General features: G+C 74.1%; 9 protein-coding genes. 3 read left to right on the forward strand and 6 right to left on the reverse strand.

All coding sequences use genetic code 11. From position 1 onward, the window contains the following. Window positions 1–78: 78 nt before the first annotated feature. Together AWQ71_RS17285 and AWQ71_RS17290 are read right to left on the reverse strand one after the other, a co-directional pair. On the reverse strand, window positions 79–1107 hold the full coding sequence (locus AWQ71_RS17285) for an ABC transporter permease (RefSeq protein ID WP_067134327.1): 1029 nt from the start codon (window positions 1105–1107) through the stop codon (window positions 79–81). A 25-nt stretch (window positions 1108–1132) separates the two neighbouring features. Then, entirely contained in the window at window positions 1133–2569 is a 1437-nt protein-coding gene (locus AWQ71_RS17290) for a sugar ABC transporter ATP-binding protein (protein ID WP_218001821.1), read from the reverse strand. A gap of 327 nt (window positions 2570–2896) precedes the next feature. Between AWQ71_RS17290 and AWQ71_RS17295 the strand changes: the two genes are divergently transcribed. The 3 genes from AWQ71_RS17295 to tpiA are packed head-to-tail and all read left to right on the forward strand — an operon-like array spanning window position 2897 to window position 7929. Then, on the forward strand, window positions 2897–4654 hold the full coding sequence (locus tag AWQ71_RS17295) for a glycerol-3-phosphate dehydrogenase/oxidase (RefSeq protein WP_218001822.1): 1758 nt from the start codon (window positions 2897–2899) through the stop codon (window positions 4652–4654). A gap of 3 nt (window positions 4655–4657) precedes the next feature. Next, window positions 4658–6163, forward strand: coding sequence for an FGGY-family carbohydrate kinase (locus AWQ71_RS17300; protein WP_084258973.1), 1506 nt, complete (start codon window positions 4658–4660; stop codon window positions 6161–6163). A 14-nt stretch (window positions 6164–6177) separates the two neighbouring features. Next, window positions 6178–7929 carry a triose-phosphate isomerase gene (gene tpiA, locus AWQ71_RS17305; protein ID WP_067134330.1) on the forward strand — a complete coding sequence of 584 codons (1752 nt, stop codon included), beginning with the start codon at window positions 6178–6180 and terminating at the stop codon, window positions 7927–7929. Here the strand turns inward: tpiA and AWQ71_RS17310 are convergent. The 4 genes from AWQ71_RS17310 to rbsK all read right to left on the reverse strand — a co-directional run bounded on the left by AWQ71_RS17310 (window position 7895) and on the right by rbsK (window position 12162). Beyond that, window positions 7895–8932, reverse strand: coding sequence for a sugar phosphate isomerase/epimerase family protein (locus AWQ71_RS17310; protein ID WP_245658337.1), 1038 nt, complete (start codon window positions 8930–8932; stop codon window positions 7895–7897). The two genes, tpiA and AWQ71_RS17310, sit on opposite strands and share 35 nt — an antisense overlap. 34 nt (window positions 8933–8966) lie before the next feature. After that, entirely contained in the window at window positions 8967–9923 is a 957-nt protein-coding gene (locus AWQ71_RS17315; protein ID WP_067134333.1) for an HpcH/HpaI aldolase/citrate lyase family protein, read from the reverse strand. Window positions 9924–10003: 80 nt separating this feature from the next. Continuing rightward, window positions 10004–11179, reverse strand: a complete 1176-nt coding sequence (locus AWQ71_RS17320; protein ID WP_067134336.1) for a CaiB/BaiF CoA transferase family protein — start codon at window positions 11177–11179, stop codon at window positions 10004–10006. A 98-nt stretch (window positions 11180–11277) separates the two neighbouring features. Continuing rightward, window positions 11278–12162: a ribokinase gene (gene rbsK / locus AWQ71_RS17325; protein WP_084258974.1), complete on the reverse strand. Its 885-nt coding sequence runs from the start codon at window positions 12160–12162 to the stop codon at window positions 11278–11280. Window position 12163 lies beyond the last annotated feature (1 nt).

Raw genomic sequence — 12163 nt, forward strand, 5'->3', positions numbered from 1 at the left:
TGAGGAGTGCGGGCGGCGGGCCGCCCGAAGAGGGGTTGGGTGATGACCTGTCGCCGGGTTCCACGGCGTGGTCCGGGGTCAGCGCGATCGGCGCCGGACGACCCAGACGTCGAGGGCGACGGCGGCGATGATGAGCACGCCCTTGATCACCTTCTGCCAGTAGGACGGGACGATGAGCAGGTCCAGGCCGTTGTTCAGGGTCTGGATCAGGAACAGGCCGAGGATGGTGCCCCAGACGGTGCCGCGGCCGCCCATGAGGCTGGCCCCGCCGATGACGACGGCGGCGATGGCGTCGAGCTCGTAGCCCGCGCCGAGGCTGGGGAACGCGGAGATGACGCGGGACGAGAGGATCACTCCCGAGAGCCCGGCGAGCCCGCCGCTGATCACATAGACGCTGAACAGCGTCCGGTTCACGTTGAGGCCGGCGATCCGGGACGCGAGCGGGTTGCCGCCCACCGCGTAGACGCGCAGGCCGTAAGTCGTGCGCGACATCAGCACGATCATGATCGCGAACCCAAGGATCATGATGATGACCGGCAGGTCGATGCCGAAGACCTTGGTGTTGGCGATCGCCGAGTAACCCGGCGGCAGGCCGTTGATGGGGGCGCCGTTGCCGAGCACGTACGCGAGCCCCGAGGCGACCGTCATCATGCCCAGGGTGGCCACGAACGGCGGCACCCCGAGCCGGGAGACGGCGAAGCCGCTGACCGCGCCGACGGCCACACCGACCAGGACGGCGGCCAGGACGGCCAGCCACATCCGCTCGGGGTGGTCCTTCACGACCAGGGCCGCCGTCATGGCGCTGGCGGCGATGACGCTGCCCACGCTCAGGTCGATGCCGCCGGTCAGGATCACCAGCGTCTGGCCCAGGGCGATGAGCGCGAACGGCGCGGCGGCGATCGCGATGGTCTGGAGGTTGCCCACCGTGCCGAAGCGGTCGCTCATGTACAGGAAGTAGAGGATCACCAGGACCATGACGAGGACCATGGGATTGCGGATCGCCCACTCCCGTACGGCCTCGCCGGCGCGGCCGAGGGCGGGACCGCGCCGTTCCGGCGGCTGTGCGGGCGAATTCTGCCCAGTAGTGCTGGGCGCGGCTACGTTCACGGTGGGTTCCTTGGATCAGTGGTTCTTAAGCGACGTTGAGGCCCGCGGCATGCCGGAAGATCCGCTCCTGCACGTCCGGCGCGTCCATGGCGCGGCGGTCCAGCTCGGCGACGACCCCGCCGCCGCGCATGACCAGGAGCCGGTGGGACAGCCCGATGACCTCGCCCATGTCGGATGACGCCATCAGCACGGCGAGGCCGGATTCGGCGAGCCGGGTGATCGCACGGTAGATCTCGCTCCGCGCGCCGATGTCGACGCCGCGGGTGGGCTCGTCCAGCAGGAGGACCTTGACGTCGCCGGAGAGCCAGCGGCCGAGGACCACCTTCTGCTGGTTGCCGCCCGAGAGGGTCTGCACCTCCTGGGAGAGCCCCCGGCTGCGCAGACCCAGTGTCCGTCCCCACTCGCCGACGGCCCCGGCCCGTGCCTTGGGACGGAGCCATCCGGCGACGGAGAACGCCTTCAGGTGGGGCAGCGAGCCGTTGTCGAGCACGTCCATGGACAGGACCAGCCCCGCGCCCTTGCGGTCCTCGGGCACGAGCGCCACGCCGGCGGCGATCGCGTCCGTCACCCGGTTGGGCCGCAGCCGCCGACCGGCGACCTCGATCTCACCGCCGGTGCGGCCGCGTACGCCGAAGAGGGTCTCCAGCAGTTCGGTGCGGCCGGCGCCGATCAGGCCGGCGAGTCCGACGATCTCCCCCGCGCGCACCTCCAGGTCCACCGGCGGCGCTCCCTCGCGCCGGACGCCGGCCACGCGGAGGGCGACCTCCGCCCGGGGCTCCGGCCGGGCGGGGAAGAGCTCCGACAGCTCCCTGCCGATCATGTGCTGGACGATGTCGTGTTCCGAGAGCGCCGACAGCGGCTCGTCGGCGACGAGCTTGCCGTCGCGCAGGACCACGACCCGGTCGGCGACCGCCTGGATCTCCGCCATCTTGTGCGTGGTGTAGACGATGGCCACGCCGCGCCCGCGGAGCTGGTCGATCAGTGTGAAGAGCCGATCGACCTCGCGGTCGGAGATCGCGGAGGTGGGCTCGTCGAGGAGCACGACGCGCGCGCCCCACGACGTGTTCTTGACGATCTCGACGAGCTGGGTCATGCCGACCGACAGCCGGCGCATCGGGGTGCGCGGGTCGAGGTCGATGCCGAAGACGGTGAGCATCTCGTGGGCGGCCTTGATCATGCCGCGCCGGTCGAGCAGGCCGGTCCTGGTCCGCTTCTCCCTGCCCACGAAGAGGTTCTCGTAGATGGACAGGTCGGGGATCGGCGCGAGTTCCTGCGGGACGATGCCGATGCCGGCGCCGCGTGCGGCGTGAACGTCGCCCGAGGCGAGCGGCTCGCCGCCGGAGAGGACCTCGCCCGAGTCCGGGCGGAGCTGACCAGAAATGATCTTGAGTAGCGTGGACTTGCCCGCGCCGTTCTCACCGGCCAGCACGGTGACCGTGCCGGGCTCCAGCCGCAGGCTCACGCCGCGCAGGATGGGGAGACCTCCGAAGCTTTTCGTGAGATCCCGGCACTCAAGCGAACCGTTCACGCTGACTCCGATGTGGCGAGGTTGACGTAGATCTAACAGCGTCGCTGCTTGATGGGACACGTTAGATGGTTAATTTCACCGGAACAAGACATTGACAGGTATATTTTTCACATCTGATACTGCCGTATGTCACACGAAAGATGTGATGTAGCGTCCTGGAGAGGCGTTCAGTCCGCGCCCCGCCCCGCCGGACGTACGACCGCAGCCCCGCTCCCGGGGGCCCCGGCCATGTCGAATCGACCGACCAAGGTGACACGAGCTATGAACCAGCCGGACCCGACCATGTCCGCAGCGCCCTCGTCCGCGTACCCGTCCGCGCCGGACGGGCTGACCCGGGACACCGCCGGCGCGCCGGAGGCGCTGCTGCGGCGGCGCGCCGAGGCGCTCGGCCGGCTCGCCCGCGGCGTCGACCTCGTCGTCGTCGGCGCGGGCGTCAACGGCGCCGGCATCGCCTGGGACGCGGCGGCGCGCGGGCTGCGGGTGGCCCTGCTGGACAAGGGGGATGTCGGCTCCGGCACATCGTCCTGGTCGAGCCGCATGGTGCACGGCGGGCTCAAGTACCTGGAGCAGAAGGACGTCCGGCTGGTCCGCGAGTCCCTGCGCGAGCGCGAGTGGCTGCTGCAGGCCGCCCCGCACCTGGTCAAGCCGCTGCGGTTCGTCCTCCCGTTCTACCGGGGCAACTCGCACGGCAAGGCTATCCTGCGGCTCGGCATGGTCGCCTACGACGTGCTCAGCTTCGACAAGACGGTGGACCACCACCGGGTCTACTCCAAGGACCAGCTGCTGCGGCTGTGCCCCGGCCTCAGCCCGGACGGCCTGCAGGGCGGCGCCGCCTACTACGACGCGCAGGTCGAGTTCGCCGAGCGGATGGTCCTGGAGACCACCCTCGCCGCGACCGCCGAAGGCGCCACCGTGCTGACCTACGCCCAGGTAGACGAGATCCTCCTCTCCGGCGACCGGGTGCGCGGGGTCGGCTTCACCGACCGGCTCACCGGCGAGCGCCGCGAGATCGCCGCCCCCGTCGTCGTGAACGCCTCCGGCCCCTGGGTGGACGAGACGCTGGCCGCCGCGCTCGGCGAGCGCGCGGGCGTGCGCCGCATGGGCGGCACCAAGGGCAGCCACTACGTCGTTGACCCGTTCCCCGGCGCGCCCGACCAGGCGTTCTACTATGAGGCGCACCGCGACGGCCGGCCGCTGATGGTCATCCCGTGGCTCGGCCGCTATCTCATCGGCAGCACCGACCTGCGCTTCGACGGCGACCTCGACACCGTACGCAGCGACGAGGAGGAGCTCGCTTACATCCTGGAGGAGACCAACCGGATCATCCCCTCCGCCCGGCTCACTCCGGCGGACGTCCGCTACAGCTACTGCGGTGTACGGCCCCTGCCGTACGACGCGGACAAGCCGGAGGGCGACATCTCCCGGCGGCACCTGCTCGTGGACCACGCCCCCGACGTGATCGGCCTGATCTCGGTGATCGGCGGCAAGCTCACCACGTTCCGCGGGCTCGCCGAGGAGGCCGTGGACGAGATCATGGCCCGGCGCGGCCCCCGCCTGCCGCGCCTGTCGCGCCGCTGGACGCGGCGGCGCAGCTCCACCGCCCGGATGCGGCTGCCCGGGGCCCGCGCCCTCGACCTTGACGCGTTCGCGCGCGAGTTCACCGCGTCGTCCGGCCTGCCCGCCGCGAGTGCCGAGCGCCTGGTCCGCGTGTACGGCACCCGTGCGGCCGACGTCGCCGCGCTCGCCGCCGCCGACCCGCGCCTGGCCGAGGTCGTGGACGAGGCGACCGGCACCATCGCGGCGCAGGTCGTCTTCGCCGTGCGCGAGGAGTTCGCCACCACGATCGCCGACGTCGTCGCCCGCCGTACCATGATCGGCCTCGAACCCGACCTGGGCGTCCCGGCGCTGGAGCGGATCGGCGCCGTGCTGGCCGAGCACTGCGGCTGGGACGTGGAGCGGGTCGAGCGTGACGTCGCCGGATACCGCGCCTACATCCGCCGCCTCAGCGAGATCGGCTGACGCGTGTCCGCCCACCGCCCGGGTTCCCCGCTCCTGCTGGGAGTCGACGCCGGCACCACCGTCCTGAAGGCCGTCGTGTTCGACCGGTCCGGCGCCGAGGTCGCGCGCGCCTCGGCCCGGCTGCGCGCCGAGACTCCCGCCCCGCGCCATGTCGAGCGGGACCTCGCCGCCCTGCGCTCCGCGTTCGACGCCGTGCTCGGCGAGATCGCCGCGCTGGTCCCGCCCGAGGAGGTCGTCGCCGTCGGGCTGACCGGGCACGGCGACGGCCTCTACCTCGTCGACGCGGACGGCGTCCCGACCCGGCCCGGCGTGCTGTCGCTGGACAGCAGGGCCCAGCCGCTGCTGGACCGCTGGGAGCGGGACGGCACCGCCGAGCGCGCCTTCGCCGCCAGCGGGCAGCGTCCGTGGGCGCCCAGTCCGGCCACCGTGCTGGCCTGGCTCGCCGAGCACGAGCCCGACGTCGTCGCGCGCACCGCCGCCGTCATCGGCTGCAAGGACCTGCTGAAGGCGTGGCTCACCGGCGAGGTGAGCACCGATCCCACCGAGGCCAGCCAGTCGTTCACCGACCCGTACACCCAGACCTGGTCCGACGCCGTCGTGGACGCGTACGGCCTGGGCCGGTGGCGGCACCTGCTGCCGCCGATCGTGAACAGCCACGAGGTGGCCGGCGCGGTGACCGCGGACGCCGCCCGCCGCACCGGCCTGCGGGCGGGGACGCCCGTGGTGTCGGGTCTGCACGACGTGGACGCGTGCGCGCTGGCCACCGGGGTCCACCGGCCGGGCACGCTCTCGGTGGTCGCCGGCTCCTACAGCATCAACCAGGTGGTCAGCGACGCGCCCGCGCCCAGCCGGTCGTGGTACAACCGCAGCTTCGTCGAGCCGGGCCACTGGCTGAACATGGCGCTCTCCCCCGCCTCGGCGACGAACCTCGAATGGTTCGTGCAGTCGCTGTGCGGGGCCGAGCTGCGCGAGGCCGGGCAGGCGGACGAGGTCTTCACCCGGCTGTCGCACGAGGTGGACGCCGTCCTGGACGGCCCGTCCGAGGTCACCTACCTGCCCTTCCTGTACGGCTCGCCCGAGGGGGCGGCGGCCAGCGCCGGATTCGTGGGCCTGCGCGGCTGGCACACCCGCGGCCACCTGGTGCGCGCGCTGTACGAGGGCGTGGTCCACAACCACCGCTGGCACGCCGACGCGCTGTGCTCGCACTTCACGGTGGACGCGGCCCGGATCAGCGGCGGGGCGACCCGCAGCGCGACCTGGCTGCAGATGTTCGCCGACGGGCTCGGGCTGCCGGTGACCACGACGTCGGCCCGGGAGGTCGGCGCGCTGGGCGCGGCCATGGTCGCGGGCGTCGGAGCCGGCATGTACGCCGACCTGCCCGAGGCGGTCGCGGCCACCGTGCGAGAACTGGAGACCTACGTGCCCGAAGAGGCGGGCCGGCGGCGGATGACCGACGCTTACGAGCGGTTCCGGCTGATCGTGGACGGCGCGAAGACAACGTGGGGATGAGGAAGAGAACAGGTATGTCCGGCAGAGAGTTCTGGATCGGCACGAGCTGGAAGATGACCAAGTCCGTGGCGGAGGCCGAGCGGTTCGCCGCCGCCCTCGCCGCGGGGTGGCCGGGCCACCATGGGCCGCTTCGGCTCTTCGTGATCCCGCCGTACACGCACCTGAACCGGGTCGCCGGGGCGCTGCGCGGCTCGCCGGTCCTCGTCGGCGCGCAGGACACCTCGCCCTGGCCCGACGGCGCGCACACCGGCGACGTGAGCGCCGCGATGATCGCCGAGACGGGCGCCGCGCTGGTCGAGATCGGCCACGCCGAGCGCCGCCGCGACCACCACGAGACCGACGACCTGGTCGCGGCCAAGGTGGGCGCGGCCCTGGAGCACGGCATGCGGGTCATGCTGTGCGTGGGCGAGACCCAGGCGATCCGTGACGAGGGCCGGGCGCTTGAACACGTGACCGGGCAGGTCCGGTCCGCCTTCGCCCGGGTCCGCCCGGAGGACCGCGACCGGGTCCTGGTGGCGTACGAGCCGGTCTGGGCGATCGGCGAGGGCTCACGGGCGGCGACGCTGCCCGAGGTCGAGCCGGTCCACGCGGCGGTGCGCGCGGTGCTGAAGGATCTCGGCCAGGCCGACCCGGTCGTCCTCTACGGCGGCAGCGTCAACTCCGGCAACGTGGACGAGCTGGCCCGCAGCGCTGAGGTGGACGGCCTCTTCGTCGGCCGGGCGGCCTGGGACCCGGACGGGTTCCTCGGCCTGTGCGCGACGGCCGTCCGCGCGCTCGCCGCCCGCCCCGAGCGCCGCTGGAGCGAGGACCCGCCGTACGGCACGCCGTCGGTCGGCCCGCGCCGCGCCCCCGCCGCGCCGCGCGTCCCCGGGCTGCCGGACGCCGGGCGGCGCCGCCTCGCCGTGCAGCGGGTTCTCGACCCGTCCGGCCGGATGCTGTCGCTCGCCGTCGACCACGGCCCCGACGCCTGGCCGGTCGCGCCGGTCCCGGACGCGGCGGGCCTGGCCCGCCCCAAGGCGGACATCGTCGCCGCGCTGCGCGACCTCCCCTCGTCCGTGCTCGTCGACGTCGAGCACGGCGCGCCCGCCTGCCTGTCCCGCGACGTCGTCACGCCGTCCGGCCTGATCGTCGGGCTGGAGCGACAGACCGCGCCCACCGCGCCCGTGCCCGCGGAGCGCCTGATCGCGAACGGAAGGGATGCCGCGACCGTGGCGGCGGCCGGCGCGGACGCGATCAAGCTCATGTGGGTGGAGGACCTGGACGACGCCGGGTCGGCCGGCCGGTTCGCGCTGCTCGAACGAGTGATCGCGGACTTCCACGCGGTGGGCCTCGCCGTCATGGCCGAGGTCCTGGTGGCGCCGCGCGACCGGGAGGAGCCGGCCGAATCGCTGCGCCGTCGTCAGCTCGACGTCGTGGCGGAGGTGGCGCGCCGCACGCCGGACTTCCTCAAGCTCGCCTTCCCCGCCGGGGTGGACGCCGTCGCGGGACACGCCGTCGCACGCGCCGCCTGCGACGACCTGAACGCGGCGGCCGGGACACTCCCGTGGACGATCCTGTCCGGCGGGCAGGACTTCGGGGCCGTCGTCCGCCAGGTGGCCGTCGCGTGCGCCTCCGGCGCGAGCGGCTTCGTCGTCGGCCGGTCGCTGTGGGCAGACCTGCTCGACACCGGCTCCGCCCTGATCCCCGGCGCGGCGGACGTCCTGTCCGCCCGCTGGCACGAACTCGCCTCCGTCACCCGCGCCCTCGCGGCGCCGGTGCAGCGGTAGGCGCGCGGCCGCCGACCAGTCCCGCCCGGTTCAACCGCTCCCGGTTGGCCATCTGGTCGGCGGCCGCGATCTTCGGATCCCGGCCGGTGGCCGGGACGTCCTGCTCGACGACCACCCATCCCTCGTAGCCGGCCCGCTCCAGGGCGCGTGCCACGGCCTCGATGTCGAGGTCGCCCGCGCCGAGCGGCGGGAAGGCGCCCCGGCGGACGGCCTCCGCCAGGTCGCCGCCCGCGGCGCGTACGCGGGCGAGCGTGTCGCGGGAGGCGTCCTTGACGTGGACCTGCCGGATCCGGCCGGCCCAGCGTCCGATCGCGGCCACCGGGTCGCCGCCCGCGAGCCACAGGTGCCCGGTGTCGAGGCAGAGGGACACGTCGGTCAGGTCGAGCAGCCGCTCGACCTCCTCCTCGGTCTCCACGTCGGTGCCGAGGTGGGGGTGGAAGACGGGTTCGAGGCCCCGGTCGCGGCACCGCGCGGCGGCCTCGCGCACCCGTGCGGCGAACCCCGGCCACTCCTCCGGGGTGAGCTGAAGCTCCCGATCGACCGGTGCGCCGGGCCGGGCGAACCGCGCCGGGTTCGGCGGGCAGGCGAGCGTCGGCCGGGGCGCGAACCTGGGGTCGTCCACCGGGACCCCGGCGAACACGTCCAGGGCGGCCTCCAGCGCGGCCAGGTCCTCGGCGAACCCGCGGGCGTCGCCGTACCGGAGGTCCACCCAGCCGCCGGCCAGGCCGAGGCCGTACCGGGCGAGCCGATCGGCCAGCTCGGCCCCGGTGCCGAGATAGCCGATGGGGCCGGAGTCCGTCCCGTCGTATCCGGCGGCCCGCATGATCGCCAGCATCTCGTCGGGGGCGATCGGCGCGCCCTCCGTCGTGTACACGCCGAAGCTGACCGGCGCGCTCGCGATCCTGACCCGGGCCGGACGGCCCCGGCCGCCGGGTTCGCCGGCGCTCCCCCCGGTACGCGCCTCAGGAGTCCGGCTTACGGCGGCAGAGTCGGCGGGGTTCACGGCGGGGTCCTCTCACGCGGGGTCTCCCGTGCCCCTACCCTCCGGCGTGTCTCGGCACGCGGTGGCGGCCGAGACGGTCTCGCGGTCCGGCACCGGGCACCTCGCCGGGTGGCTCGGCGGGCGGGCCCGCCACCGGATCCCCCGGGGAGAGCTCCAGGACGCGGCGGGCCTGCCGCACCACGGCCTCGTCCACGAAGCGGCCGTCCGGCAGGGCGACCGCACCCTGCCCGGCCGCCGCGAGCACCTCGCGGGCCGCGGCGATCTCGGCCTCGGTGGGCCGGTACGCGTCCACGATGACCGGCAGCTGGGCGGGGTGGATCGCCGTCCGGCCGCGGAACCCGGCCGCGCGCCCCTCCAGGCAGGACGCGGCCAGCCCGGCGAGGTCCCGGACGTCCGGGTACACCGACTGGGTGGGCGCGGGCAGCCCGGCCGCGCGGGCGGCGACCACGATCCGGGAGCGCGCCCAGGCCAGCCCGCCGTCACCGCTCACGCCGAGATCGGCGCGCAGGTCGGCCTCGCCCAGCCCGACGCTCGCCACCGCGTCGGAGGCGGTGGCGATCTCGAAGGCGCGTTCCAGCCCCAGGGCGGACTCGATGAGCGGGTGCAGGGACACGCCGGGCAGCGCCGCCGCGATCTCCTGCACCTCCGCCGCCGACTCCACCTTCGGCAGCCGGACGCCGCACGTCCCCGTGACGAGGGCGGCCAGCGCGTGCAGGTCCGCCCGCCCGTACGGCGTGCGCACGTCGTTCACCCGGATCTGGACCCGGGGCTGCGGCGTGGCGAGCAGGGCGACGGTCTCGGCCCTGGCCCGGCCTTTGTTCTCGGCCGCGACCGCGTCCTCCAGGTCGACGATGACGACGTCGGCGTCCGTGGCGAGCGCCTTGGCGACCCGGTCCGGCCGGTCGGCGGGGACGTACAACAAGGTGAGCGGCTGGAACCGCGGCGCGGCACCGGGTCCGGGCGGCATGGTCGGGGGCGTGGTCGGGGGCATGGGGTCACTCCTCACGGCTTCTTCTGCCGCCTGATGATCCCCTTGACACGCCGAGTCAACCCCGGCGGGGCTGTGATCCGTCACACGACCCCCTTCTCACGCAGCTCGGCGATCCGGGCGGGCGGCAGGCCGAGCGCGCCCAGCACCTCGTCGGTGTCCGCGCCGTGCGGGCGGCCGGTCCAGCGGATCGCCCCCGGCGTCTCCGACAGCCGGAACATGACGTTCTGCATCCGCAGCGGCCCCAGCTCGGGATCCTCGACGGTGGTGATCGCGTCGAGCGCGGCGATCTGCGGGTCGGCCATGACGTCCTGTACGTCGTAGACGGGGGCGACGGCGGCCTGCGCCTCCTCGAAGGCCGCGAGCACCTCGTCGCGGGTGTGCCGGGCCACCCAGGCCGCCACCGCCCCGTCCAGCTCGTCGGCGTGCCGCACCCGGCCGGCGCCGGTCGTGAACCACGGCTCGTCGATGAACTCGGGACGGCCGACCAGCCGCATCACGCGCTCGGCGATGTTCTGGGCGGAGGTGGAGACGGCCACCCACGAGCCGTCCGCGCACCGGTACGTGTTGCGCGGCGCGTTGTTGACCGACCGGTTGCCGGTGCGCGGGGGCACGACGCCGAGCCGGTCGTAGACGGTGGGCTGCGCGCCGAGGACGCTCAGGATCGGCTCGATGATCGACATGTCCACCACCTGGCCGCGGCCCGATTTGAGCGCGGTCATGATCGAGAACGCGGTGGCGAGCGCGCAGATGCCGTCCGCCAGGCCGAAGGGCGGCAGCGTCGGCGGGCCGTCCGGCTCCCCCGTCATCGCGGCGAAGCCGCTCATCGCCTCGGCCAGCGTGCCGAACCCCGGCCTCCTGGCGTACGGGCCGAACTGCCCGAAGCCGGTCACCCGGGCGAGCACCAGCCCGGGGTTGGCCGCGCTCAGCCGGTCGTAGCCGAGGTTCCACCGTTCAAGCGTGCCCGGCCGGAAGTTCTCGATCACCACGTCCGCGTCCCGCGCCAGCTCGGCCAGCAGGTCCTGGCCGTCGGGGGTGGACAGGTCGAGGGTGATCACGCGCTTGTTCCGGCCGAGCATCTTCCACCACAGCCCCTCCGGCCCGTGGCCGCGTGAGGGGTCCGGCTTCGCCGGATGCTCGACCTTGATCACGTCCGCGCCGTAGTCGCCGAGCAGCATCGCGGCCATCGGCCCGGCGAACAGCGTCGCCAGGTCGAGTACGCGTACGCCCGACAGAGGCGGCGTGGCGGGGGCGGTCATTCGTTCCTCCAGTGGGTTTCGCGCACCGGGGCCGCCCCCGGCGATCGCGTCGGGGGCCGCGCGGACGGGAGGGAACCCGCGTCCGCGCGGCCCCTCGGTCACGTGAGCGCCGCGTCGATCTCGGCGCGGCTGGGCATGGACGTGCTCGCGCCCTCCCGCTGGACGGACAGCGCCGCCGCCGTGGAGGCGAAGCGCAGCGCGTCCGCCGGGGAGCGGCCCTCGGACCTCGCGGTGGCGAGCGCGCCGACGAACGTGTCGCCGGCCGCCGTAGTGTCCACCGCCTCGACCGGCACGGCCGGCACCAGCAGCCGGTCCCCGGCGCGCGAGCCGTACAGCGCGCCCCGGGAGCCGAGGGTGATCACGGCCTCGGGGACGCGGTCGAGCAGGGCCTTGAGCGCGTCGTCGGGGTCGGCGGCGCCGGTGATGGCGGCGGCCTCGTGCTCGTTGGGCACGATCAGGTCCACGGCGCCGAGCAGCTCGTCGGGCAGCTCCACGACGGGGGCGGGGGTGAGGATCACGGGGACGCCGGCCGTACGGGCGGCGCGGGCGGCCTCGACGACCCCCTCCAGCGGCAGTTCGAGCTGCAGCAGCAGGGCGCGCGAGCGGGCGATCATCTCGATGTCCTCGGCAGAGCAGCCGGTGACGGAGCCGTTGGCGCCGGGCACGACGATGATCGAGTTGCCGCCGCTGTCCTCCACGACGATGTGCGCGATCCCGGACGGTCCGGGCACGACCCGCAGCCTGCTGGTGTCGATGCCCGCCTCGAACAGCGCCCCGCGCAGCTCCGGGCCGAAGGCGTCGTCGCCGACGGCGCCGACGAACGCCACCTGGGAACCCGCCCGCGCGGCGGCGACCGCCTGGTTGGCGCCCTTGCCGCCGGGGATCGTACGGAACGCACGCCCCGCCACGGTCTCGCCCAGCTTGGGAGCGGACGGTACGTAGGCCACCAGGTCCATATTGGCGCTGCCGAACACCGAGATCACG

The organism is Microtetraspora malaysiensis, from assembly GCF_001528665.1.
Lineage (GTDB): Bacteria > Actinomycetota > Actinomycetes > Streptosporangiales > Streptosporangiaceae > Microtetraspora_A > Microtetraspora_A malaysiensis.